The sequence below is a fragment of the Amycolatopsis sp. NPDC058986 genome, assembly GCF_042741125.1.
In the GTDB taxonomy this organism is placed as follows: Bacteria; Actinomycetota; Actinomycetes; order Mycobacteriales; family Pseudonocardiaceae; genus Amycolatopsis.
The window spans coordinates 64,673-89,350 of sequence record NZ_JBHYJW010000013.1 but is presented as its reverse complement, the minus strand read 5'-3'; the positions used below and the strand labels follow the sequence as shown (position 1 = coordinate 89,350).

Here is a 24,678-nt window from a genome sequence, read left to right as displayed (position 1 = left end):
ACCACCGGCGTGCCCGCCGCATTGCTCCACTGTGGACAGTCAGCCTACCGGTTGCGGCGCGGCCTTGCGGTCGAGCAGCAGGCTGGCCACGCAGGCCAGCGCGAACACCGCCGCCTCGTAGATCAGCAGATCGGTGAATCCGGTTATGTGGCGATCACGTATGACCGCGGCTTCTCCACCGAGCGCGGCCGTGGGAGAAGCCAGGTAGAACACGACGCCACCGACGGTGAGGCCGAGCGAACCGGCGGCCTGCTGGACGGTGGTGAGCAGCCCCGACGCGGACCCGGTCGCGTCCGGTGGAACGCGGGACAGAGCTTGCGCGAACGCCGTAGTGGTGAACACGCCGAAGCACACTCCGCCGACTGCCATGGGCACGGCCAGCTCCCACGGCTGCGCGTCGGCGCCGCGCACGGCCACAATCGCCGCGAGCGCGAGCATCGACAGCGCCAGCGCCCCGGTCGCTTTCACCAGGACACCGCGTCCCAGCCAGGACCTGATGGGCGCCGACCATCGCGACGCGGCCCCGGTGGCCACCGCGAACGGGAGCTGGGTCAGCCCGGCGGCCAGCGCGGAATGCCCGAAGCCCGTCTGCAGATACACCGAAAGAAAAAAGAAGAACGGTGGCACGCCGGCGAAGAAGGCCGCCACGGCGACCAGCCCCGCCCGAAATCCGGGATCGCGCAACAAAACCAGCTTCAGCAAGGGCCACCGGCCACAGCGCTCCCTGGAGAGCTGGTGCGCGACCAAGACCGCGAGAGCCACCGGAGCGGCGCAGAGCATGACGATCGTCCACACGGGCCAGTCCGCGGAGTGGCCGACGGCGAGGGGGTAGACGAGCAGGCCCAGTGTGATCACGGACAACGCCGCACCCGCGAGATCCAGCGCTGTCCGCTCCCCCGGTGGCGACTCGGGCAGCAGCCGAAGGCCCCACAACGCCGCGATCCCGACGGGAAGGTTGATCGCGAAGACCAGCCGCCAGTCGAGTCCGGGAACCCGCAGCTGCACGAGCAGGCCGCCGAGCACCGGCCCGGTAACGGTCGCGAGACCGATCGCCGAGCCGTAAGCAGCGAAGAGACGTCCTCGCTGCTCGGGCGGGAATATCCGCTGGATGATCGAGAGAACCTGGGGAGCCATCACCCCGGCGCCGAAGCCTTGGAGCGCCCGGGAACCGATGAGCCACTCGATGCTGAACGACACCGCGCAGAACACCGAGGCCAGCGTGAAGACCGCCATGCCGATCAGGTACAGGCGGCGATAGCCGTACCGATCCCCCAGCCGCCCGGCCGTGATCAGCGTGCATGCGAAGGCCAGAGTGTAAACGGACGCCACCAATTCCACGGCTCCGGTGGACGCGCCGAGATCCTGCCGGATGGCGGGAGAAGCGACGTTGACGATCGAAACGTCGAGGAACAGCATGAACGTCGCGCTCAGCAGGGCGGCCGTACGCACCGGCATCACACGTCCCCGCCGTGGAGAACCACGTCGTGGGCACGAAGGTAGGCGTCCCTGTCGTGATAGTGGCGGGCCAGGTTGTCGCCGTATTCGACCAGTCGCATGTGGACGGCGCGCCGGGGTTCGTAGCGTTGTTCGAGCAGCCGGTCCAGTTCGTGCGCGTCGCGTGCTTCGGTGAGCACGGCGGCCAGGACCGTCGCGTCCTCCATGGTGTAGCTCATCCCTTGCCCGGTCATCGGGTGGCAGCCGAACGTGCTGCCGCCGAGCAGCACCGCGTTGCCGCGGTGATACGGGCCGCTGGTGAAGGCCGACACGGGCGCGCGCTCGAAAGCGCTGGCGTCGAGCGCTGCGATACCGTCTTCGTCCGTGACGAAGGAAGCCAGTTTCGTTGCCAGGTCAAGGGACTGCCGGAGGAACACCGCCTCTTCGAGTTCGCTGGGCACCCCGACGAAGACCCGGGCCGAGTCCGCCGTCACGGAGTAGAAGTAGGCGAGCCAGCGGTCGGAGCTGAAGTAGAGCTGACCGCGGGTCCGCGTGCCGGGGATCGTGGTCATCCACAACCCGTGGTCGTAGCTGATCACCCGGCGGTCCGGTTCGATCAGGTCACGCAGCGGCGTACCCGAGCCGCTGGAGTCGACGAACGCCCGCGCCTTCAGCCGGGTGCCGTCGGAAAGCCCGACCTCGGTCACCGTCGAGCCCTCGGTGTGGATGTCCACCAGGGAGGTGTCGAAGCGTATATCCACAGTGGACAACTCGGCGCATGCCCCGAGCACCGCGCGGACCGTCTCGGCGTAGGGGACGACGAGGTAGTACCCCAGGCCGGTGTGCTCGGCGAAGTCGTAGGACAGCAAGGGGGCGCCGTCGTGGTGGAAGTCGATCGTGGCCCGTTGCAACGCGCCCTGGGACCGCAGTACGTCGAGCAGCCCGTGCTCGGCGAGGATGCGCAGGCCGCGCGGCTTGAGGAAATCGGCACCCTTCGTGCCGACGGTGGGCTTCGCCTCGACCAGCGCCACCCGCAGGCCCTGCCGCCCCAGCAGCATCGCGAGCAGCGATCCGCTGATCCCCGCGCCGAGGATGACGACGTCGACGTCCGACGTCCGCGTCCGGTCGTTCATCGGGGCACCGCCAGGTAACGCCCGGGAGCGATGATGCCGTCCGGGTCGAAGAGATGTTTCAGGCCGCCGAGCGGCTCGTCCCGGTAGCCGGCCGAACGAGCGGCCAGCTCCGAATCCTGCTGGTCGATGTTCGACCGGTAGACCGGGAAACCCGCGCGCAGGAAGGCTTCCCTTGCCGCGAAGCGCAGCGCGTGGGCCCGTTCGATGGCGTCCGGTTCCCGGACGAACGGAACCTGCACGACCATGTTGGTGGAGTGCTGGGAGATCACGTTGAACTCGAGCATGCTCGCGGTTCCGTGTCGTTCGGACTCGGCACGCATCAGCTCGACGGCGGTGACCAGGCTCTCGCGGCGTAGCGGCACCGTCGGCAGGAACATGAGCCACCCCACGGGCGCCTCGTCCGCTTCCGCGCAGGTTCGCACACGCAGGCCCGCCCGCAGCGCGTCGCAGGTCGGTACGCCACGCGCGAACTGGGCACGCGCGTACAAGGGGTCGTCTTCCGTGGTCGTCGCCGTGTCCAGCACACGCACGGACACCGGCGTGGCGGCGTCCCGGAAGACAGCCCGGATAGCGCTTTCCGCATCCTCTACGGCGGCCCGTGAACCGAGCAGCGGCACCTGAATCGTCACCCTGCCCTGGTCGGCGGCGGGCGGGACGGCGGCGGCACCACGGTCCGGGACGACGAAGAGTTCCTTGAGCCGGAGCATCCCGTGTTCCGGTACCCGTGACCTGCCGATCCGGACCAAGGCGCCCGCCCCCGCGCCGAGCGCGTCGCGGGCGAAGGTCGCGTGGACGAGCGTGATCGCCTCAGGCCGGGGAACCAGGCTGATCGCCGCGGCCGTGACGACTCCGAGGTTGGACTGCTGGAAGACCCGGGTCAGGTCGGGGCCCGCGACGCGGCCCGCGCGCCGGTCGTACCGGTCGAGGCCTCCCGTCGTCAGGACTTCACCGGTGCCCAGCACCACCTCCAGGCCCAGTAGATCCTCGGTGCGCCCGCGGATCGTGCCGTCACCGCGTTCGAGGATGTTGCCGACGACGCCGGCGTCCGCGCACCCCGCGGTCACGTTCAGCATCCAGGGCGTGCCCTCCAGCCGCTCGGCGAGCTGCCGCTGCGTGACGCCGGGTTCGACCACGGCGTAGCCCTCGTCGAGGTCGAGTGTGCGGATGGTGTTCATCCGGCTCAGGTCGAGCACGGCGCAGCCGTCGACCACCGGAGACCGGGAGCCCATCCCCCAGTTGCGCCCGGTACTCAGGGGATACAGCGGGATCTTTTCGGCTCGGGCGGCGCGTACGGCTTCCCGGACCTCGTCGACGCTGGCGGGGAACCGCGTCGCCAGTGTCGCCCTGGGACGGTGTTCACCCAGGTCCGGCCTCGGCGCCGCATCGGCCACCGGGCTCGGCACTCTCGGCAGGTCACCGATCGATGTCATATCCGTCTCCCATGCTCCGAAATGAACACAAGCGAACTACGGGCGTTCTGAAAGCGCTTTCTCAATTCAGAAAGCACACCAGCGCGAACTCAGGGGGACGCTCGGGAAGCTCGACAGAGACGTCGTGTACTTTGCGTTACACCCCAGGATTACTATTCACGACAAGGGGACACTATGACCGGAAAGCAGCTGAATACAAGCTTGCAAAAGGGTGAATGTTCCGCCGAAGCACCAGCCGGGCACAAGTGCCGTGAAGGCCTCCTTACCGGCGCCGAGCGCCGGTAAGGAGGCCTTCACGGACTATAGATCCACCCAGGAATACCGCGATTACGGATTCGGCGGGGCTGGACACCGGACATCGGCGTCGGGCAGTTTGCCGGTGAGCAGGTAGTCGGCGACAGGCTTGTCGACGCAGGGATTACGGTCGAACAGGAACTGCCCGTGGTTGCCGCTGTCGGCGAGGACCAGCCGGGAACCGCGCAGCGCCTGCTGCATGTGCCGGGCGCCTTCGGCGGGCGTTGCCCCGTCGTCCTTGGCCTGTACCAGCAGCACGGGCGGAGTCTTCCCGGCACCGATCCGCATCGGCGGCGCGGTCGGCGCCTTCCAGAACGCACAGGGCGCCGAGTACCAGGTGTTCAGCCACGCGAACAGCGGGGCGCCCCGATCCGAACGCACGGTGTCGTCGTGCCAGGTTCGCCAGTCCGCCGGCCATTTCTCGTCGACGCAGTTGTAGGCGAGCAGCGGACCGTCCACGTGATCCATGCCGAGGTTGCCCACGACGGTGATCAGCCCGCTGGAATCGCCCTTGCGGTGCCGCGCGACAGCGTCGGCCAGCGACGACCAGGAAGCCTCGACATACATCGCCGAGGCGAGCATGTCGTCCAGTTCGGCGCCGCCCACCTTGCCCGCGGCGGGATGCGCGGCCAGCTCAGCGCGAACGTCGTTCCAGGTACGGCCGACGTCCTCGCCGCTGGTCCCGAGGTGGTACTGGGAGTCGCTTGCCGCGGTCCAGGCGAAGAACTGTCCGGCGCGCCGCTGCAGCGCGGGGTTCTGCTGGAACCCCATCTGGTAGTCGGAAAGCGTCGGGTCCACGACGCTGTCCAGCACCATCCGGCCGCTGGTGGCGGGGAACATCGTCACATAGGTCGCACCGAGCTTCGTACCGTACGAGTATCCCAGATAGTCCAGTTTGGACTTGCCGAGCGCGAGCCGGATCCGGTCCATGTCCCGCGCCGCGTTCTGGGTGGTGATGTGCGGCAGCAGGTCGCCCGCGTGCTGCGCGCAAGCGGCGGCGATGTTCCGCGCGATGCTCACCCGCTGCTCTTCGGTCTCCGCGTTCGCGGGTTTGTTGGGCGGCATGGGATGCGGGAAGAGACCCGAGGTGTCACCGCAGTTCACCGGCGCGCTGGCGCCGACACCGCGCGGGTCGAAACTGACGACCAGGTACTTGTCCCGGAGTTCGGGCGGCATCGAGGAGGAGATGAGCTTGGCGGTGCCGATACCGGACTGACCGGGCCCGCCCGGGTTGACCACCAGGACGTCCGGGGCGTCGAGCGAACCCGCCGCGGACAGGGTGAGCTTGATCTGCTTGCCGGACGGCTGGGCGTAGTCGAGCGGAACGTCGATCGTGGCACACCCGGTCCCCCGCGGCGCGCCCAGTTCCGGGGCACACTCGGCCCACTTGATCCCGGACGCGGCCGGTGCCGCGGACGCCGGCGCGGTGACCAGGGCAGCGGCGGCCGCACCGGCCACGAAGACCAGGGACGCTCCTCGGACGGTCATCAGCCGCTTCCCCTTCTCCAGTGGACAGTCCGCTTCGGACAGTCCGGCCGACTGTGGCCTCGTCGACACCTTGATCATCAGTAACACGTGCGGTCACCCGGAGCCAGTCGAAATGGCCGAAGAGGCAGCGGGCGGGACCCGAAATCCCCTCGCCGGTCAGCCGCGCGCGGACGAGCGCCTGCGCAGCACGTGGTGCGCGACGGCGACCGCGACGCCCGCCACGGTGAAGAGCGCCGTGGCGACGGGGCTCAGGTACTTCGACAAGCTCGGGGCGCTGCTCGGCCCGGTCAGCCAGAGCGTCATCAGGACGGCGTAGACCGTGGCGAGCGCACCGGCCCACCAGCGCAGCGCGGGCGCACGGCGGTTGCGCAGGGCGGCGATCAGCACGAAGGCGATGGGAACACCGGACAGGAAGGCGAACTGCCCGGCGACCATGACCGGGGCGGCCCAGGCGGCGATGAGGACGGGCAGGGAGATGCGGCTCGCGGCACGGTCGGCACGCGGGGCGGTGATGGTCATCGTCTTCTCCTCGGTTCTCGGCTCGTCGGCCAGTTAGTGAGCGTCATGATGGTTAGAAGCTATAACAGTGCCAGCGGAGAGTCAATAGCCGTGAAGGCCTCCTTGCCTGCCCTGAGCGCTGCGAAGGAGGCCTTCACGGACAATCGGCCGTGCCCATAAAGAAAAGATAAGCCACCGTCTAGCGGTCAGCGATCATCCTCTTCGACACACTCGACCAGGTCCGGGAAACGCCCGGAAACGGAAACACCTGGGAGATCTCCGATGACGAAGAACCGTTTCACTCAGTCGGTCACCGCGACCACGGCCAAGCGCATCGCGGCGACCGTGGCCGCCACCGCCGCCCTCGCCTCGGGTGCCGCGCTCGCTTTCGCCGGGACGGCGTCCGCCGCGCCGCAGGACGCCCACAAGCCGCTCACTATCTGCGCGAAGGGGAGCTACGACGCCTACGTGCTGTTCCCTGCCCGGCACGCCGCGAGCGTTCTCGTCAAGCCCGGCACCTGCACCTCCCTCGACCTCGGCGACAGCACCGCCATCGAGGACATCGAGGTTCGCGGCATCGTCACGCCGACGAATCCTGCCGGCGCGACCACGGAATTCCACGTCGAGTCGGGCCAGGTGCGGCCGAGCAAGGGCGGGACGGTCGTGGCCCTCGGCACCGTCGAGCACCACACGGCACTTTTTCCGGTGCTCTGATCGATTGACGGAAAAGGCCCCGTGGATGTCCGCGGGGCCTTTTCCGTGTCGAAAGTCCCCGGAGTCTTGTGCGTAAGTACCTCCCGCTTGCCCGGTGCGAACGCACCGTGTACCGAGGAATCATGCGGGTGCTGGTGGCCGAGGACGAGAAGATGATGGCGAATGCGATCGGCGAGGGTTTGCGCGACAACGCCCTCGCCGTCGATGTCGTCTACGACGGTGCCGCCGCGCTCGACCGGTGCCTCAGTACCGCCTACGACGTCGTGGTCCTCGATCGCGGGCTCCCGCTGGTGCACGGCGACGAGGTCTGCCGCACGCTCGTCGCCGAGCACCCGGCCACGCGGGTCATGCTGCTCACGGCGGCGTCCGAGGTCGCGGACCGGGTCCGCGGGCTCGAACTCGGCGCCGACGACTACCTGGCGAAACCCTTCGCCTTCACCGAACTCGTCGCCAGGGTGCGTTCGCTGGGACGGCGCAGCAGGCCCGCAGTGCCACCGGTGCTGGAACGGGCGGGCATCAGCGTGGACCCGGCGCGGCATCGGGTGGTGCGCGGCGATCGCCTGATTTCCTTGGCCAAGAAGGAGTTCATCGTGCTCGAGGAACTGCTCCGAGCGGGCGGCGCGGTCGTCTCGGCCGAGACCCTGCTGGAAACGGCGTGGGACGAGCACATCAATCCGTTCACCAACGTCGTCCGCGTCACCATGGCCTCGCTCCGGCGCAAACTGGGCGAGCCCGGAGTCATCGAAACCGTTTCCGGTGTCGGGTATCGGATCCCATGAAACGCTGGCCCCTGCGCATCAAGCTGACGGTCGCGTACACGACGCTGTCCGCGATCACCGGGTCGGTGCTGCTCGGCCTGATCATGCTGCTGTCGCACCATGCGCGGCCGATGGGAACCGCGGGGGTACTGCCCAGCGACCCGCTCACCGGGGAGGTGAGGCCGTTTCCGGCGACGCCGCCGACGCCGATTCCCGATCTGGGCACCGTCACCTATTCCTCGCTGGTCCAGAACGGCGCCATCGCCTTGGGAGCCGTCATGGCGCTGGCGGCTGTCCTCGGCTGGTTCACGGCGCGGCGGGCGCTGCGCCCGGTCCGGTCCATCACCGCCGCCGCCCAGCGTGCGGCCGATCAGGAGCTGGGAACACGCATCCGGCTGCCCGGCCCGCACGACGAGATCAAGGAACTCGCCGACGCCTTCGACCACATGCTGGCACGACTGGAACGCTCCTTCGCGGGACAGCGCAGGTTCATCGCGAACGCCGCGCACGAGCTGAAGACGCCCGTCGCGGCACAGCGAGCGGTCACCGAGGTGGCGATCGCACGGCCGGGCACCGATCCGGAAACCATCGCACTGGGCCGCAAGCTGCTTGCGAACCTGGACCATCAGGAGCGCATGCTCGCGGGTTTGCTCGCACTGGCCCAGAACGTGGAAACCGTGCGGAAGAACGACATCGTCGATCTGGCCGAACTCACCGACGGCATCCTGTGGGAGCGGCTCGCCCGCGCCGACCGGCCCGTCGAACTCAGGCCGGAACTCGCCGAGGCCAAGGTCCGCGGCGACGCCGTCCTGCTGGAACAACTGGTGCACAACCTCGTCGACAACGCCTTCGTCCACAATGGACCACAGGGGTGGGTGTCCGTGCACACCGCGGGGTCGGCGACGACCTGCGTCCTCGAAATCGCCAACGGCGGCCCGCGCGTCGACATCACCGAGGGCGACGAGCTGTTCGAGCCGTTCCGGCGATCCTGCTTCGACCGGGCGGATCCACCGCCGGGCAGCGGCCTCGGCCTCTCGGTCGTGCGGGCGATCGCCGAGGCGCATGGCGGCTCCGTCTCCGCCCGGCCTCGCGCCGAAGGCGGCCTGGTGGTCCGGGTCGGCCTGCCGGCAGCGTGAACGCCGAAGACGGTGTCGGGAAAGGGACATTGACGGCGTTGAACGTCCCCTATGTGCCATTCACGACACTGCCGGGTGTCCGCGGGCGGGAAGAACGACGGTCACGGTGAGCCCGCCACCGGCGTTGGGTGTGGCCGTCGCGGTACCCCCATGGCTGTGCGCGATGGCGCGGACGAGAGTCAGGCCGAGGCCATGGCCGCCGGCACGAGTACGGGTGCGCCGGCGATAGAACGGCTCGAACAACCGCCCGGCGTCCTCGGCGGTGATGATCGCCCCGGTGTTGGCGACGGTGATCACCGCGTCTTCGCCTCGCGCCACGATGGTCAGCCGGGCGGCGCCGCCGGGGTGGTTGTGCCGGATGGCGTTGTACAGCAGGTTGATCAGCAGATGGTGCACCAGGTCCTTGTCACCGTCCACACGGGCCGGACCCACCTCGCCGCGCACGCCGATCCTGCTCACGGCCGCTTCCTCCCGGACCTCGTCGAGTGCGTGCTCGGCGAGCGAAGCGAGGTCGACCGGCGCTGTCTCGTTCATGCCGTGATCGGCCCTGGACAGCGCGAGCAAGGACTCCACCGTCGCGATACTGCGCTCGTTGGTGGCCAGGAGTTTGGGCGCCAGTGCGGCGAGGTCGTGGTCCTGCGGGTGGGCCGCGGCGACCTGCAACATGGTGCGCATGGTGGTCAGCGGGGTGCGCAGCTCATGGGACGCGTTGGCGGCGAACCGTTGCTGGGCTTGGAAGCTCGTGTGCAGCCGGTCGAGCATCGTGTCGATCGTGTCGGCGAGTTCGGTGAACTCGTCCCTGGCGCCGCCGAGCCGGATGCGTTCGTCCAGAGTGTTACCCGCGACCGTGCGCGCGGTCCGCGTGATGCGGTGGACAGGGGCGAGCATGCGCCCGGCGATGATCCAGCCGAGCAGGAGCGCGACCAGGGCGAGCCCGATCAGCGCCACTCCGGACACGCGCACCAGCGCGCCCAGCACGTCGTCCTTGCCGATGATGGCGCCGGGAGGAGCCGGTATGGCCGGGACCACCGCGATCCCCTCCCTGGGGAGTTCCCGCGCCGGAGCGTAGTTCGGGATGTACCGCATCAGGAAGTACACGGAGGCCAGCAACGCGATGCCGCAGGCGAGCACCAGTCCGCCGTAGAGCAGGGTGAGCCGCAGCCGGATGGACAGCCGGCTCCGCCGCAGCGTGGCGTGGACGCTCACGGGGTGGCGGCGAGGTAGTAGCCGACGCCGGTGGCGGTGTGCAGGATCGGCGGGTCACCGAGTTTGCGCCGGAGCGTGGAAACGGTGATGCGGACCGCGTTGGTGAAGGGATCGGCGTGGGCGTCCCAGGCTTTCTCCAGCAGTTGTTCGGCGCTCAGCACCGCCCCGTCCGCGCGCAGGAGCAGTTCCAGGACGGCGAATTCCTTACGGGTCAGGCGCAGGGAGCGGTCGTCCCGGCGGGCGTCGCGACGTGCGGGATCCAGCCAGAGGCCGGCGTAGGTCAGCACCGGCGGGTGCGCCGTGCCTGCGCGCCGCCGCAAGGCGTGCAGCCGGGCCACGAGTTCGGGGAAGTCGAACGGCTTGACGAGGTAGTCGTCGGCACCGATACGCAGTCCGTCGACCTTGTCGGCCGATCGTCCGGCCGCGGTCAGCATGAGAATCCGGCACTCCGGCCGGGCGGAAGCCGTTTGACGGCAGACCTCGTCCCCGTGCACCCCGGGAAGATCGCGGTCCAGTACCAGCACGTCGTATTCGTTGACCGCCACGCATTCCAGCGCGGTGGCTCCGTCGTGGGCAATGTCGACGGCCATGCCTTCCCTGCGCAGACCGGACTCCAATGCCTCCGCGAGGAAGACTTCGTCCTCCACGACCAGCACCCGCATGGCCCACTCTCCCCTGTCGTATCAACGCATCAGCATCGTCCACTCAGGAACCTATGGCCACCATATGGTGATCACCAGAGGCCGGCGATAACCCCGGTTTGGCTTCATGGAACACATCGCGGCCTGCCGCCGCGACCGTCCCGGCGGACGATCGCCGGGACGTGGTCCATCGCCAACCGAAGGGAAACTCCCATGTCTTCGTTCCTGCGCCGCGGCGCCTTCGCCGTCGCGGGCCTGGCCATCATGCTCGGCACCGGCGGGGCGGCGTTCGCCAGCACCACGGACGCGCCCGCCGACGGCGGCAAGCCGGCCACGCCGATCCAGTGCCAGCCCGCCAAGCCGCTGGAGCCCGGCACGCCCGCCGTCCCGGCGAAGCCGATCCAGGAGCAGCCGACCAAGCCGGCGCCGGTCGGCTCTCCCAGCGTCCCGGCGAAGCCGATCCAGTGCCAGCCCGCCAAGCCGCTGGAGCCGGGCGCCCCGGCCGTTCCGGCGAAGCCGATCGGCAAAACCGCGTAACCCGCGGCTCGAAGGGGCAGCGGGGACCGCCAGGCATGCCGACGCCTGGCGGTCCCCGCGCCGCGTCCACGCCGGGCGTCCACCGGAACCGAGGAGCCTCAAGATTTCGTTAGAAGCTATCACGTTAACTATTGACACTCACTCTCCCTGGTTATAACTTCTCACGAAAGCGAGGAGGGATCGACGGCCCTCCCGATCAGCCGTCGCACGAGGAGGGACGTGATGTCCAGCACCGGTCAACGCCCAGCGGCCGACCCGGTCGTGGCTGTCGCCGTGCACGCCCCCGACCCGATGACCAGGCTCGGCGCGGCGGCCATCCTCGGCACCGATGCGCGGCTGAAGATGCTCTCCACCGACGAACTCGCGGTGGCCGAGGTGCTCGTGGTCGTCGAAGACTCCTTGGGCGACAAGGTTTTCACCGCCCTGCGCGCGATCCGGGCCGCGTCCCGTCTCGAATCGCCGCCGCGGTGCGTGCTCGTCACCGACCACTTCCGGGGCGAAGCACTGATGACGGCGATCGAGTGCGGAATGGCCGCCCTGCTGCCCCGGCGCACCATCGAGGGCCGGCGACTGGTCCGCACGGTGCTCGCCGTCAGTCAGGGCGCCGCCGCCCTGCCGCCCCAGGTGCAGGGCAGCCTGCTGGCCCATCTCGAACGGATGCAACGCGACGTGCTGGCACCGCACGACCTCGCGCTCTCCGGCCTCACCGCACGCGAACGCGAGTTGCTGCGGCTGCTCGCCGACGGCCACGACACCGGAGAAATCGCGGCCAAGCTCGCGTATTCGGAAAGCACGGTGAAAAACGTTCTCCACCGCGTGATGACCCGCTACCGCCTCAACAACCGCGCGCACACAGTCGCCTTCGCGCTCCGTACCGGAGCGATCTGACGAACTCCGGTCAGTCCTGCGACGCCGGATCGCACACGACCGCGTGCCGGACGACGCCGTCGCCGTCCGTGTGGTCCGCGAAATCCTCCCAGTCCTTGTTGGCCATCGACAAGTTGTTCTCGACATCCATCACCCCCTGCGGAGTGGCGCGGAAGGTCTGGCCGTAGCTGTCGTCCTCGAGACCGATGACCAGTACACGACACTCGGACGACGTCATGGTCGTCCCGTCCGCGACGAAGAGCGCCGGCCAGTCCGTACCCGCGGGCACCAGCTGGAGAAGCTGTTCCGCGGTCAGCCCCTCGAACCGGACGTCGTCGACGGGCACCACATTCGCGTGGAACGTGTCACGGCCACACCGATGCGGCGAGGTCACCTGCCGGGAAAGCGCTGTCCACGCGGCGTCGTCGGAGAAGTCGGTGCGCACCAGCAACGTCGAGGAGTCCCGCGGCAACCGTGGTGTGCCTACCGGGATCCGGGGTGCCCCGCCTGGCACCGGCCTGTCCTGCTCGAGCCGTGTCCCCCGGTAGGCGACCGGCGCTCGGCCCGCGAGCTGACGGTAACCGACGAAACCGCCACCGCTCGCGAGGAGCCGGACGGCTTCGAGTTGCAGGCACGGGTCGCCATGGTTGGCGGTGATGTCGAAGCGGTAGCGGTCGTACCGGCCCGGCTCGGCGATTCTGTACATTGTGGACTGATGCCGATCGGCGAACGACTGATCGGCGCGGATGTCGAGAGTCCGCCAGGCCCGGCCGTCCGCCGAGCCACGGAGTGTCCACGCCGCCGGATCGCGGCCGGGCTCGTCGTTGGCGGAGGTGAACACATACGCCGTCGCCGCGACCGGCCGCGTCAGCCGGAATTCGACACGGGCGGTGCTGTCCGAGGCCAGCCATTTGCTGTCCGAGGGATCCACGAGGTTCACGGCGACCTCGCCCGCGTCGCGGTACTCGTCCGTGACCAGCACGGCGGTGACCAGATCGGTGACATCCGCCCTGCCGGACCGGCTCACCGAACGCAGCGCCACCGAACAGGTGGTACCCGCCCGGTCCTGCCAGGTCGCCCACAGCAAGGGAGCCTCGCTGCCCGCCTCGACCAGTAACCGCAGCCGCCCCGCGGGATTCCAGCCATGGGTGTCCTCGATCTCCGTGCGGAATTCGTACCCGCGGCCCCCGCCGGACGGGTCGTCGCGCTCGCCGCGCACCTCCACCACACCGCCGCGTGCGGTACGGCGATGCCCGTAACAGCTCGCCATGTCCGGCGCGAAGCCGATCGCGGTCTGCGCGCCGTCCTCGGTACCCCAGGAAAGCTGTTCCGGCACCGCGTTTTCCCCGGCGTCCACCTCCAGCAGACGTGGCTCGGGCAGCCACGCCGTCGAGCCCCACGGGCGCCGCCACAAGCGAAACGCGAACAACACAGCCGGTTCTCCTTCGACGCGGACCGTCGGAGTGACGGTAGCCAGCACTTCCCCCGGTTCCGCCGTCGACTGCCCCGACGGACAGCCGGGGCTGTCCGGAAACACCGGCGAACCACGCCGATCCAACGCGCGACACCGAGTACGGGCACCTCGCGCCGGTTGCACCGGAGGGGCGTCTTCGGCACATCCGGGCAGCGTGCTTGCCCGCGAGTCCCCTCTCCGCCAGCGGAAAGTACAGCCGCCGTACCCAAACGGGCACAACCGTGGTGATCGACGCCGCGAGGCGGTTAGCTGGTTCCAGTCAGGTCCAGCCCGAAAGAGGTGCACCCGATGATGAACGATATTTCCGACGACTTCGTCGACATCGAGGATGTCATGGCGCGGATCACCAGGGAACAGGACGCGATGCTGGCCGCGGAGGCACGAGCCGCGCGCGAGCCGGCCCCCGCCCTGTCCGAGTGGTCCCGTAAAGCCGGATGAGCGTTCCCGCATGGCCTCTGTCCATTGCGGACTCCGCACGACTCGAGCCCGGCCGCGTACGACAGCGAGGTACCCTGGGTGTGACCCCCGGTGTCGTGGTGACTGGTTGGCACCGCGGGGATGGACGATGTGGGATGTGGGATACAAGTGGCTACGGGTACGGTCATCAAGTTCGACGATGTTCGCGGTTATGGGTTCGTTTCACCCGACGACGGTGGCGAAGATGTGTTTCTCCATGTGAACGACCTCCATTTCGACAAGCAGTTGCTCAGTACGGGAGTGGAGGTCGAATTCGTTCCCGAAGAGGGCGAGCGGGGTCTCAAGGCATCACGGGTGCGGTTGCTCGAACAGCCGCAGCGGACGCAGGCGGCACCGGCGGTCCAGCCGGCACCCGCGCGGGCCGGGAACGAGGACGAACTGTGTGACGTGTTGTCACTGGCCGAACTGGAATCGGAGCTGATCGAAGCGCTGCTCGAAGCGGCGCCGACCCTGACCGGCGCGCAACTGGTCGCAGTGCGGCAGCGCATGGTGGCCGTCGCCCGCGACCACGGCTGGGTCGAGGACTGACCCACCGGACGAGCGCTCGGCCTAGGAAGCGATTCCTTCGAGCGTGGCCAGCAGTTCGGTCAGCGCGCCGCCCAGCGGCCGGTCAACACGCACCGCCGCGTGCTCGTCGCCCCGCGTCACGCCCTGGTTGACGATCGCGACCGGGACGCCCGCCGCGGCCGCACGCCGGACGAAGCGCAGGCCGGACATGACGGTCAGGGACGAGCCCAGCACGAGCAACGCCGAGCAGTCCCGCACCATCCGGTAGCACTGGTCGACCCGCGGCCGCGGCACGTTCTCGCCGAAGAACACGACGTCGGGTTTGAGTACGCCGCCGCAGCCGTCGCAGTCCACCACGGCGAACCCGGCGACCTCGTGCTCGGGCAGGTCCACATCGCCGTCCGGATTAGTAATCGTGGCCACCGCGGCCCGGAAGCCGGGGTTCGCCGCGCGCAGCCGCCGGTCCAGCTCCTCCCGGGGGCTGATCCGCCCGCAGGACAGGCAGATCACCCGATACAGGCTGCCGTGCAGGTCCACCACGCCGGGAGTGCCCGCGGCCTGGTGCAGCCCGTCCACGTTCTGGGTGATCACCCCGGACACGTGCCCCAGCGCGCGCAACCGGGCCACCGCGTGGTGGCCGCTGTTGGGCCGGGCGCGAACGATCGTGCGCCAGCCGAGATGGCTGCGTGCCCAATAGCGACGTCGGCCCTCGACGCTGCCGACGAACTCGCCGTAGGTCATCGGGGTGTGCTTGCGCAGGCTGCCCGCCACGCCCCGGTAGTCGGGGATGCCCGATTCCGTGCTCAGCCCCGCCCCGCTGAGCACCAGCACGCCACCCTGCCGGAGCAGGCCGGCGACGGCGCCCAGCTCGGCCGTGCGTGGCAGCGGATCGCCGGTGGGCGTCCAGCTCAGTGTCGGTCGGGTCCGCACATCAGGAAGTTTAACCGCCGGATCTAGGAGGTTCGTTCTATCGCGCCGATCGTGCCGTTGGCCCAGGCGTCCCAGTCCTCACGACGGACCTCCGGGAGCCGGGGCGGCCCCTGGCCGTCCGGTGGCGGGGTCTTGGGCTTGTCGAAGCGCTCGTTGAGCGCCTTGTCCAGGTAGTACGCGGGATTCGTCGAGAACTTGCTGTGCGGGTTGAAGGCGTTGTGCGCGGCGTCGCGCGCGCCGGTGAAGGCGCCGTTCTCGGCCCCGTAGACCTCGTCGCCCGACGAGCCGGACGCCGCGTCCTGGGCGGCTGCCTCGGCGACGCCGGTCGCCGCGCCCAACCCGGCATCGAGGGGCGCGTTGAGCGCGAAGTGTTTGCCCGCGTCCTTCCAGTTCGTGGGCGGGGTGCCGTCGAGGTGGCGTGCCGCGGGTATGTGGTCACGCAACGACTTCGCGGCGGCGTTCTTGGCGAGGTTGCCCGCCGCGCCCGCGCCGAGGCCGACCGCGCCACCGACGACGGCGTTGACGGCGGCGGTCTTGAACATGTCACCGCGGAATCCGGAGAGTTTGTGCTGGCAGATGAGGATGAACTGGGCGAGGAAGACCACGCCGACCTGTTCGAGCAGGGAGGCGGCCAGGTGACTGACGAGCCCGATGACGGCCCGGCGGATCACGATGATGGCGGCAGCTCGAGTCGCGGCCATCTCGCCGGGAATGCTCGCCAGTGACGCGCCGAAGGTGAACGGCGCGGCGGCGATCTCCGCGGCGATCTGGATGACGAGCAGGACCAGGAGCTGAATGACGATGATGCGCAGCATCTCGATCTGCACGGCCATCTCGTCCGCGGCGTCCGCCAACCCCAGACATCCCTTCCGGAGCGCGTCGAGGTGGCCGTCCGGGGTGGTGAACGGCGCGACGAAGGCCTGAAACGCTTGCTGCGTCTGACCTTCCAGCGCCCGATCGACGCGGTGCGCGCCCTCGCGAACCAGATCCTGGACGACCTCGACCTGTTTCGCGGTGACCCGCCATTGGGTGGCGAGCTGCCTGAGGTCGTCGGGGTTTCCTTCCGGCCAGTCGTTCCCGATCAGAAATTCCAGCAGGTGCTGAACACCGGACGGGACCTCAGTCGCGGGCATCGGACCTCATGATCCTCCGGACGGTGTCCGCGGCGTGTTCGTCGGTTTCGGCGAAACGGTGCCCGATGCGGGTCAGTTGATCAGCCGTTCCGTCGAGCAGCTTGGAAAGCGCTTCCAGCGCGGCGGGCAAGTGCTCGGCGGGGTCCGCGTACCGGCCGTCGAAGGCCGCGCCCAACGGGTCCGATCCCCAGGGGGCAACGCCGTACGCGGTTCCGTCACCGGTGCGCGGGGCGCTGCTCGCGGCGCGGGACGCCGCTGCCGCGGCCTCTCGGAACTTGGCCACCGCGCCCGACAGTTCGCTCGGGTCCAGCGAAAGGACGCCGCCCGGTTGTGGTGTCCACTGTGGATCTGTGTTCGCCGGGAAGGGGTCGATGCCGGGAGCGGAGGTGGGTGCGTTGCGATAACCACCGGTCGGTCCGTCGAGTGCGGAAGCAGGAGCCACGATTACCAGTCAACGAAAACCGGGCCGCGAGTGCCACTGTCTTCACGCGTTCCCAACGCGCCGATGCCGGTCCCTTAACGGTGGACTCGATGCACTGAAAGCGTCCTTCACCGCGGCCAACGCACTGAAGGCGTCCTTCGGCTACTCTTCGGCCGCGGCGGCACGGACGGCGTCGGCGAGCAGGCGCATGGAGGTCGGCGCCCCCGGGTTGAGCAGGACGTCGACACCGTGTGACGGGAGCGCTTCGGCCAGTTGCGGCAGCGTCATCGGCAGCCAGTCCGCGGCCGTCACACGGTCGCGGTGACCGAAGGCGGTCGTCACCAGCGCCGAGGGCACGCCATCGGGCGCAGGACGCACGATCGTGACGCCCTCTTCGTCCACCGCGACGCCGAACACGGCTTTCCGCAACAACTCGGGCAACAGCTCGGCATCGGCTTCGCCGCGGGAGATCAGGCCGAGCGCCGCGTCCACCGGGTCGAGCGGTGAGTCCGGTGTGGACGGACGGTAGGCCGGATTCGGCAGGAACAGGCCACGATCGCCGTCCGGCAACAGCGGCCAGGCCCCGACCAGCGACTCGATCGGCGGCTCGGGAACCTCCTCGGTCGCCGTCCACCCGGGATCGATCAGAGCCACCATCTGGTTCTGTTCAGCGGCGTCGCTCATCGGTGCGTCCTTCCAGCCGGGCCGACAGGCGGGACGGGGCGGGGTTCGGCGCGGAACTCGGCGCGGGGGCCCGGAGAGCCGCCGGTACCGGCATGACCACGGTCTCCATCATCCGGGACAGGATCGGCAACGCGGTGTCCGCGAGTTCGCCGTCCTCCGGCTCTTCCGCGGCCACCGGTTCTTCCGGCTGTTCCGGCTGTTCCGGCGCTGCCGCGGCGCGCACCGCCTGCGTCGCCATCCGGGTCGTCAGCGCTTCCGGTTTGTCCTCCGGCCGCGCCGCGGGCACCGCCCGCACCGCCATCCGCGTTGTGAGTTCCTCCTGCCCGTTCCCCTGCCGCGCCGCGACTGTCGCCAGCCGAGTCGTCGGCTCGCTCTGTCCGTCCGCCGGTGCGGCCGTCAGCCGCGCGGTCTGCTCCCCCTTCGGCGGCGTCGTGGTCAACCGGGTCGTCCGCTCGGCCAGCTCGTCCTCGAACGGCGACGCCGTGGACAACCGAGCCGTCAGTTCTCCCTGGCCATCCACCGGTGTCCCGATGGGCAGCACCCGCGTCACCGGCCGCACCGCCGGATCGAGCCGCTCGACCAGATCCTCGGCGGCGGCCCGCAGCCGTTCGGCCTTCGCCGGGTCGGTCGCTTCGTACAGCACCAGTGGGCCCGCCGGATCCACCGGCCTCGACCGCGCCGCGCCGCCGGTGTCTTCACCGGTGCCTTCCAGCGACCGGACCCACAGCCCGGCCTGGACGATCTCGACCACCACGTCCGGCGTGGACCGGTAGACACCCGGCACGATCTCGTGCAGGTCGCCGGCCGGTGTGCGATGGGCACGCAATCGGGGCCGGGTGTCACCCGGCCGGTACGCGAAACCCCGCCCGAAGGGGGACCACCCCTGGCCGCCGTCCGGCCGCGTCGTGACCACCTCCGATGCGTCCGGCGATCCGACAGGGAATCCGTTGTAGCACAACGCTTCCGCACCGATCGCAGCCGCCAGCGCCGGACCGGTCGCACCGCCTTCGGGCACCGTGACCCCACCGAGGAGCACGAACCAGGCGCTGCCGCGCACCTCGGGCGGCAGGGCCCGCCAGAACGCCGCGACGTCGCCCAGTTCCAGGCCGGGGACGTCGGTGCTGCCCACCGCGATCACCGGAGTGCCCGGCTGGCAGGGCAGGGTGGCGACCAACCGGAGGCGTTCGCGGGCGAACTTCTCGTCCGCGCCCGCCGGGTGGATCCACATCCCGGCGGGCAATGGCTCGGCCACCGCCTTCGCGCCCGCCGCCGCGACCTCCGCCAGCGCGGGTGACTCCCAAGCCGGGCTGGGAAAGCGCTTCGCCGCCCACTCCGGAGCCTGGCCCGGCCGGAACCATCCCCACCCGGTGCGCGGCCCGGAATGCACGAACAACGCGCCCGAGTCACCCTGGTGCACCCTGCCGTACGGGGCCAGCACGGGGCGGCCGATCCGCTGGGCGAGCCAGGGCGCGACCGACGCGCCAATCTCGAGGGGCTGCCGTCCGGGTACCAGGCGGAGGGGGCGCTTGTCCTTGGGCAGCGACGCCGCGAAGGACTCCCAGGTCTCGACCGGGGACTCGGGCGGCAGATCCGCCACCACCACCTGGTGTTCGGGGTCGGCGGCCAGCGACGCGGCCAGCACGCGAGCCTCGTCCGTGCCGCCGTCGCCTCCGTGCACCACGACGGCGTCGCCCATTTCGCTCACGGCGCCGCGCTTCCCGGCACGCGGAGACCGGCGGAGCCGGGTCAGCAAGGGCATCGGATCCCCCTTCGGGTCGCGCAACCTGGCCGTCCTGGGGACGACGGTAGATCCCCGGGGCGAGAGAACCGGCTGCCCAAGGAGAATCCGTCCACGATGAGTGCCCGAAAATCCACCGAGACGGCGAAGGGGCCTAGAAAGCGTCGTCCTGCCAGAACCCGCCCTCGGGCGTGGACGGCGAAGTGACCGGCGCGCCAGTCCTGTCCGTGCCCGGTGACGGGCTGGGTTCGGCTGTCGGTGCCGACGCGGCGATCCGGACGACCCGCAGCTCGAACGGGTCGGGGCCGACGAGCGGTTCGCCGTCTTCGGCCGCCGGGTCGACGAACCGGACGCCGTCGTCGTCGGCGACCGCCTCCAGCAACCGGCCGACAGTTTCCCTGCCGCGATCGTCCTTGCGGCGCAACCAGATCAGCACGCGCGTTCCGGCGGGGAAACCGGCGATCCGGTCGAGTGCGCCGGCCCAGTCCTGGCAGGCTTGGACACTTTCGACCTCGCCCAGCCGGGCAACCGCGGGGGCGAACCAGGCGATTCCGGCGGCCACGGGCGGGTCGGGCAGCCCGAGGGCCCCGGCATCCCACAACCGCAGCCAGGTCCACGGCTTCCCGTTCGGGAGCCCGAACGGAGCCTGGCCCTCGGCCTTGGGAACCACCAGCGCCGCGTCCAGCAGCTGATCACGCCAGTCGCCGGTGGCGAGGAACCGCCGCGTGGTGGTCGCGAACAGCCAGCCGCGCGCGGTCTCGTCGGCAGGCGCCGGGTCGACCAGCCGGACGTTCCCGGCATGAGCGAACCCGAGCCAGTGCTCGGCTTTCCTGACCGCTGCGGGGAAGTCCCCAGCGGCTTCCTCCCAGAGTTCGGTCATGGTTCCCTGATCAGTAGGCACCTACTTGGCCGCGGCCGTCGCGGATTCCTTCATCGTTCCGGCGAGCAGCCGCATCGAGGCGGGCGCGCCGGGATTGAGCAGGACGTCGATGCCTTCGTCGGGCAGCGCCTCGGCCAGCTCCCCCATCGTGACCTCCATCCAGCCGGACACGTTCACCCGCTCCCGGTGCGCCGGCGCGGTGGTCACCAGCACCGACGGGACGTCGTCCGGGGACAGCGCCACGACCGGCGTGCCGTCCTCGTCCAGCGCGACGCCGTAAACGATGTCCGGCAGGGCCTTCAGCAACTCGTCGCCGTCGACCTCACCGCGCACCACCAGCTGCAGGGCGGCGTCCACCGGGTCGGTGGGCAGATCCGGCTGCGAGGGCTGGTAGTCCGGGTTCGGCCGGAACAACCCGGTTTCCCCGTCGTCGTCGACGTACCAGCCACCGACCACCGCCTCGATCGGCGGCTGATCCTTCTCGTCGGCCGCTTTCCACGCCGGGTCGATCATGAAAACCCAGTGATCGGACAGGTCGAGCGAGTCTTCCCCACCCTCCTCGCCCTCGACCCCCTCGGCTGCGGCCTCGTCCGTCCCGGCCCGCAGCACTTCGGTCCGCTCCGGCTGATCGAGCCCGGGCTCGGCTTCCATCGGCTCGCCGCTGTCCGGACCGGTGGGCAACTCGACGTCCACGGTCCGTTTGGCCGCGGGTGCCTTCTTCGCCATGTCGTTCTCCCTCACCGGTACCGGATCACGTGCACACCGGCCGCGTTCGCCTCGAAGGTGGCCGTGCCGTTCTCGGCCATCCCGTCCACGAACCGGACGCCGTCCTCCTCATGGGCCACGACGATCAGATTCCCCACCGTTTCCCGGTCACGGTAATCCTTCCTGCGCACCCACACGACGGCTCGTGCCTCATCGGGCAAGTTGACGATCTCTTCCATCGCCTCGGCCCAGCCCGGATATTCGTTCGCGCTGAGCACCTCACCGATCTGCCCCATGGTGGCGGCAAACCACGCGGCCGGACCCGAGGCAGGCGGATCGGACAGATTTTCCTGCCCTTCGTCCCACTGCGCCATCCACGGCCAGGGATCGGAGTTGGGCAGGCCGAACGGCGGCTCACCCGCCGCCTTCGGAACGACCAGGGCCGCGTCGAGCATCTGCTCCCGCCAGTCCCCGGTCTCCGCGAACGCCCGGGTGGTGCAGGCGAACAGCCAGCCTCGACGGGTTTCGTCGACCGGCGCCGGATCGACCAGCACCGCCGCACCCGAATACGCGTGCTCCAGCCAGTCGTTCGCCTTCGCCACCGCGCTCTCGAAATCCGGCGCGGGCCGCTGCCAGGGATACGACGGAGCCGCGGACTCGTCGACCTCGGGACGGTGGAACCTGGCCACCCTGAGTTCGGCGACCTCGCTGTCGTCGATGCTGGCCAGCTCGCCGCGCACCGCGTCGAGGACCACCGCGCTGCCCTCCCAGTACCGCACGTACAGCAGATGACCGGTAACCGGTATCCCGTCCCGCTGCCGGCGCAACCACACCGCCGCGTTCGTGCCAGGCCCCCCGGCCGCCACCGCGGACGCCACCTGCGACCAGGTCGTGCAGACGCCCCGTTCGGCGTCGGGGAAAGCCTCGCTCACCAGCCGGTCCCACCAGCCGGGTGCCTCGTCCTCCGGCCGCCACGGCAACGCGGTGGCGGGCTGACGACGCAGCGTCGCGTCGGTGGCGATCAGGCAGTTACGGGCGTTGATCCGGCGCCGCCAGGAGTCCGTTCCGTCCGGCGTGTTCAGCTCCTCGTCCAGCGGATCGGCGTTGGCCACCGGAAACGGCTCCGCGCCGTCCTTCGGCACCGCCAGCGTCGCCGCCAGCATCGGCTCCTCCGGCTGTCCGGTGTACTGGCAGGTGAACAGCCACGCCTGTGGCTGTTCCGCGAAAGGCCGTGGATCGGCGAGCTCCACTCGCCCCCCGTACGTCCGATCGAGCCAGGCCGCGGCCAGCCGTGCGGGCTCTTCCATCGTCATCACCATCTTCGATCCTCTTCGTGTCCACCACGGGCCGGCCTGGTACCCGTGTGCTCCCGGCGGGCTGGTTCACCCATCATGGCCGTCAGTGCTCCACCGCGCTCGTTCAGGCTTGCCCGGACGAGGGCCCGCCCCTCTCTTCCCGATCGCCCTGTTCCTGCCTCCTGATCCGCCGCACCTCTTCCTTGCTGTAGCGCGTGTCAGGACGGTCGACCAGCTGGGATTCGAAGTTTTCGGTCCTGGGGTATCCGGTCATGAATCCTCCGTTGTTGATAACCCCGATAACGCCGTCGTAGTCCTTTTCGCGCTTGATGGAGAACTGGATGTCATCCATCGCGAAGTGCGACTCGTTCACATAGCCGCGCCGCCTTCCGTTACCCAGGAAGCCAATCGCATCGAGGTACTTCTCGGCAAATGAGCCCCTGGCAACCAGGCATGCCGTGTGAGCGAACGAACCATACGGGTTGGTTTTGTAAACTTCCCGGAACACCCAGGAGGCATCCTGGACATGGGCGAAGTTTTCACCGTCCACTACCAGCGGCAAGTCATTGATCAAGGACCAGAGCCCGCCGTCGGGAGTCATGACCATGCTGTTGACCGGCAAGGTCACATTGGCCGCGTCCGGATGACCGTGGTAGTCGATGATGGTCGGCCCCTTACCACGCGCATCGCTCCTGAACAGGTAATCCTTCCACCACGGTGCATTCACCCAGGTACCGTCACGTAGCTTGTTGAACGCTCTCGTGACACCCTCACCAGGCATGGTCCGGACGATCTTGTCGATCTTCCACACCCGATTCGCGAACCCCAACGCCATGTCCGCGCCGTCCAGGCCGGTCACAAAAGAGACACCGATGGCCGCGCTGTAGTTTCCGTGACCCGAGTCCCGCCAGCCGTACACCGGCTGCTGATGGGGATCACGAGGCCGGAAATAGAAACTCTGCCCGGAACTGCTCTGCCCGGTCACCCACCCGGCAGGCCTCCTGACCCGTATCTGCGGACCGTACGCCGGCGACGGACCTGCTTGCTGATAGTGGTAAGTGTGCCCATAGTGCTCCGGTCGATAGGGCTGCGAGGAGGATGACGGCTGATTCTGGTACCCGTGACCACCCGATCCTTGACCCTGATGGTGCGCCTGATATTGCGCCGCGTGCTTTTTCGCGGACAATTCTGCGTCGTATATTTTCCTCTTCTGCGGGTCACTCAGCGTGTCATAGGCATCTTGAACCTGCTTGAAATTTTTCTCCGCCCATTCCGGACGATCCCGATTCTTGTCGGGGTGGTATCGCAAAGCTAATTTACGGTAACTCTTCTTGATTTCATCGAACTCAGCTGCCTGCTCGAGACCAAGAACTGTGTACAGGTTATCGATATGGGCGACCGCGGGCGGACGGCTGTCGCCCTTGGCGGCGCCGGCGGCACCGGACCAAGGATTCGACGGCCCTGGTTGCGCCTCCGGCCGCTGTGCCTTCGGCTTCTGCGGCTGCTGCTGCGTCTTCGGCTGTTCCCGAGGTCGCGGCTGCTGCTGCGTCTTGGGCTGCTGCGTCTTGGACTGCTCCGTCGGTCGCGGCTGCTCCTTCGCACCAGCACCCGACCCCGCATACGGCGCCCGCGGCCGATCACCCACCACCGGCGACTCCGACGCCGCCGGACGGACAGGCTCCTTACCCTTCTCCGGTCGCTTGGGCTTGGACGACTCCGCCTCAGACCGCGGCTGCTTCTTCGACCCAGCACTCGCCCCCGACTTCGAACCCGACGCCGGCGGGGAACCCGGCAAGTCCCCGGATCCGTACGAATACTGCCCCTCGACATCAGGAACATCGACGTGCTGCGGCCCCGGACGAACGGGCTTCTTGCCCTTCTCCGGCCGCTCGGGCTTCGACTGCTCCGGCTCCGACTGCGGCTTCACCTCAGGCTGCGGCTGTTCCTTGGGCCGCGGCTGCTCCTTCGAGCCAGCACCCGCCCCCGAGTACGGCGCCCGCGGCCGATCACCCACCACCGGCGACTCCGACGCCGCCGGACGAACAGGCTCCTTACCCTTCCCCGACGCCTCAGCCTTCGACTGCTGCGGCTGCGGCACCGGCCTTGGCTCAGGCTGCGGTTTCGCCTCGGGCTGCGGCTGCTCCACAGGCCGCGGCTGCTCCGTCGAACCAGCACCCAACCCCGAATACGGCGCCCGCGGCCTATCACCCACCACCGGCGACTCCGACGCCGCCGGACGAACAGGCTCCTTACCCTTCCCCGACGCCTCAGCCTTCGACTGCTGCGGCTGCGGCACCG

General features: G+C 69.2%; 24 protein-coding genes. 7 read left to right on the top strand and 17 right to left on the bottom strand.

Annotated features, from left to right (window positions below; all coding sequences use genetic code 11):
- Nucleotides 1–39 precede the first annotated feature (39 nt).
- From ACFW0G_RS14450 to ACFW0G_RS14430, 5 genes are all read right to left on the bottom strand, one after another.
- Nucleotides 40–1,455, bottom strand: a complete 1,416-nt coding sequence (locus ACFW0G_RS14450; protein WP_378325625.1) for an MFS transporter — start codon at nucleotides 1,453–1,455, stop codon at nucleotides 40–42.
- Nucleotides 1,455–2,567, bottom strand: a complete 1,113-nt coding sequence (locus ACFW0G_RS14445) for an FAD-dependent monooxygenase (RefSeq protein ID WP_378325624.1) — start codon at nucleotides 2,565–2,567, stop codon at nucleotides 1,455–1,457. The genes ACFW0G_RS14450 and ACFW0G_RS14445 overlap by 1 nt, the downstream gene beginning before the upstream one ends.
- Complete coding sequence (locus ACFW0G_RS14440) at nucleotides 2,564–3,997, bottom strand: FAD-binding oxidoreductase (RefSeq protein ID WP_378325623.1); 1,434 nt, start codon at nucleotides 3,995–3,997, stop codon at nucleotides 2,564–2,566. Before ACFW0G_RS14440 ends, ACFW0G_RS14445 begins: the two co-directional genes overlap by 4 nt.
- A gap of 327 nt (nucleotides 3,998–4,324) precedes the next feature.
- Complete coding sequence (locus ACFW0G_RS14435) at nucleotides 4,325–5,779, bottom strand: alpha/beta hydrolase (RefSeq protein ID WP_378325621.1); 1,455 nt, start codon at nucleotides 5,777–5,779, stop codon at nucleotides 4,325–4,327.
- A 156-nt stretch (nucleotides 5,780–5,935) separates the two neighbouring features.
- Entirely contained in the window at nucleotides 5,936–6,298 is a 363-nt protein-coding gene (locus ACFW0G_RS14430) for a hypothetical protein (protein WP_378325619.1), read from the bottom strand.
- A gap of 261 nt (nucleotides 6,299–6,559) precedes the next feature.
- On the opposite strand from ACFW0G_RS14430, the gene ACFW0G_RS14425 reads away from it, so the two are divergent.
- From ACFW0G_RS14425 to ACFW0G_RS14415, 3 genes are all read left to right on the top strand, one after another.
- Nucleotides 6,560–6,991, top strand: a complete 432-nt coding sequence (locus ACFW0G_RS14425) for a hypothetical protein (RefSeq protein ID WP_378325618.1) — start codon at nucleotides 6,560–6,562, stop codon at nucleotides 6,989–6,991.
- A 122-nt stretch (nucleotides 6,992–7,113) separates the two neighbouring features.
- The gene (locus ACFW0G_RS14420) at nucleotides 7,114–7,770 is read left to right on the top strand and encodes a response regulator transcription factor (RefSeq protein WP_378325617.1); all 657 of its coding nucleotides are present in this window, start codon (nucleotides 7,114–7,116) and stop codon (nucleotides 7,768–7,770) included.
- Nucleotides 7,767–8,885, top strand: coding sequence for a sensor histidine kinase (locus ACFW0G_RS14415; protein ID WP_378325616.1), 1,119 nt, complete (start codon nucleotides 7,767–7,769; stop codon nucleotides 8,883–8,885). Before ACFW0G_RS14420 ends, ACFW0G_RS14415 begins: the two co-directional genes overlap by 4 nt.
- A gap of 60 nt (nucleotides 8,886–8,945) precedes the next feature.
- Here ACFW0G_RS14415 and ACFW0G_RS14410 read toward each other — a convergent pair whose 3' ends face one another.
- Complete coding sequence (locus tag ACFW0G_RS14410; RefSeq protein ID WP_378325615.1) at nucleotides 8,946–10,091, bottom strand: sensor histidine kinase; 1,146 nt, start codon at nucleotides 10,089–10,091, stop codon at nucleotides 8,946–8,948.
- A complete protein-coding gene (locus ACFW0G_RS14405) occupies nucleotides 10,088–10,753 on the bottom strand; it encodes a response regulator transcription factor (protein WP_378325614.1) in 666 nt (221 codons plus the stop codon). Before ACFW0G_RS14405 ends, ACFW0G_RS14410 begins: the two co-directional genes overlap by 4 nt.
- Before the next feature lie 192 nt (nucleotides 10,754–10,945).
- On the opposite strand from ACFW0G_RS14405, the gene ACFW0G_RS14400 reads away from it, so the two are divergent.
- Together ACFW0G_RS14400 and ACFW0G_RS14395 are read left to right on the top strand one after the other, a co-directional pair.
- Nucleotides 10,946–11,269 carry a hypothetical protein gene (locus tag ACFW0G_RS14400; RefSeq protein WP_378325612.1) on the top strand — a complete coding sequence of 108 codons (324 nt, stop codon included), beginning with the start codon at nucleotides 10,946–10,948 and terminating at the stop codon, nucleotides 11,267–11,269.
- 222 nt (nucleotides 11,270–11,491) lie between these two features.
- The gene (locus ACFW0G_RS14395) at nucleotides 11,492–12,157 is read left to right on the top strand and encodes a response regulator transcription factor (RefSeq protein WP_378325611.1); all 666 of its coding nucleotides are present in this window, start codon (nucleotides 11,492–11,494) and stop codon (nucleotides 12,155–12,157) included.
- Nucleotides 12,158–12,167: 10 nt separating this feature from the next.
- Here ACFW0G_RS14395 and ACFW0G_RS14390 read toward each other — a convergent pair whose 3' ends face one another.
- Entirely contained in the window at nucleotides 12,168–13,568 is a 1,401-nt protein-coding gene (locus ACFW0G_RS14390; protein ID WP_378325609.1) for a DUF6924 domain-containing protein, read from the bottom strand.
- 330 nt (nucleotides 13,569–13,898) lie between these two features.
- Between ACFW0G_RS14390 and ACFW0G_RS14385 the strand changes: the two genes are divergently transcribed.
- Together ACFW0G_RS14385 and ACFW0G_RS14380 are read left to right on the top strand one after the other, a co-directional pair.
- The gene (locus tag ACFW0G_RS14385; protein WP_378325608.1) at nucleotides 13,899–14,048 is read left to right on the top strand and encodes a hypothetical protein; all 150 of its coding nucleotides are present in this window, start codon (nucleotides 13,899–13,901) and stop codon (nucleotides 14,046–14,048) included.
- Between the two features lie 120 nt (nucleotides 14,049–14,168).
- Nucleotides 14,169–14,615, top strand: coding sequence for a cold-shock protein (locus ACFW0G_RS14380; protein ID WP_378325607.1), 447 nt, complete (start codon nucleotides 14,169–14,171; stop codon nucleotides 14,613–14,615).
- A gap of 21 nt (nucleotides 14,616–14,636) precedes the next feature.
- Here ACFW0G_RS14380 and ACFW0G_RS14375 read toward each other — a convergent pair whose 3' ends face one another.
- From ACFW0G_RS14375 to ACFW0G_RS14335, 9 genes are all read right to left on the bottom strand, one after another.
- Nucleotides 14,637–15,524 carry an NAD-dependent protein deacetylase gene (locus ACFW0G_RS14375; protein WP_378325606.1) on the bottom strand — a complete coding sequence of 296 codons (888 nt, stop codon included), beginning with the start codon at nucleotides 15,522–15,524 and terminating at the stop codon, nucleotides 14,637–14,639.
- Between the two features lie 23 nt (nucleotides 15,525–15,547).
- Nucleotides 15,548–16,657 carry a hypothetical protein gene (locus ACFW0G_RS14370; protein WP_378325605.1) on the bottom strand — a complete coding sequence of 370 codons (1,110 nt, stop codon included), beginning with the start codon at nucleotides 16,655–16,657 and terminating at the stop codon, nucleotides 15,548–15,550.
- Entirely contained in the window at nucleotides 16,644–17,099 is a 456-nt protein-coding gene (locus ACFW0G_RS14365; RefSeq protein WP_378325604.1) for a hypothetical protein, read from the bottom strand. Before ACFW0G_RS14365 ends, ACFW0G_RS14370 begins: the two co-directional genes overlap by 14 nt.
- 141 nt (nucleotides 17,100–17,240) lie before the next feature.
- Nucleotides 17,241–17,762 (bottom strand): type VII secretion system-associated protein, encoded by a 522-nt coding sequence (locus tag ACFW0G_RS14360; RefSeq protein ID WP_378325603.1) that lies wholly within the window; start codon nucleotides 17,760–17,762, stop codon nucleotides 17,241–17,243.
- Nucleotides 17,746–19,521, bottom strand: a complete 1,776-nt coding sequence (locus tag ACFW0G_RS14355) for a hypothetical protein (RefSeq protein WP_378325602.1) — start codon at nucleotides 19,519–19,521, stop codon at nucleotides 17,746–17,748. The genes ACFW0G_RS14360 and ACFW0G_RS14355 overlap by 17 nt, the downstream gene beginning before the upstream one ends.
- Before the next feature lie 133 nt (nucleotides 19,522–19,654).
- Nucleotides 19,655–20,380 (bottom strand): YrhB family protein, encoded by a 726-nt coding sequence (locus ACFW0G_RS14350; protein ID WP_378325601.1) that lies wholly within the window; start codon nucleotides 20,378–20,380, stop codon nucleotides 19,655–19,657.
- A gap of 21 nt (nucleotides 20,381–20,401) precedes the next feature.
- Entirely contained in the window at nucleotides 20,402–21,106 is a 705-nt protein-coding gene (locus tag ACFW0G_RS14345) for a type VII secretion system-associated protein (RefSeq protein ID WP_378325600.1), read from the bottom strand.
- 11 nt (nucleotides 21,107–21,117) lie between these two features.
- Nucleotides 21,118–22,404, bottom strand: coding sequence for a YrhB domain-containing protein (locus tag ACFW0G_RS14340; RefSeq protein ID WP_378325599.1), 1,287 nt, complete (start codon nucleotides 22,402–22,404; stop codon nucleotides 21,118–21,120).
- 100 nt (nucleotides 22,405–22,504) lie between these two features.
- Nucleotides 22,505–24,678 (bottom strand): DnaJ domain-containing protein (locus ACFW0G_RS14335; protein ID WP_378325598.1); only part of this gene is annotated, 2,174 nt, incomplete at its 5' end.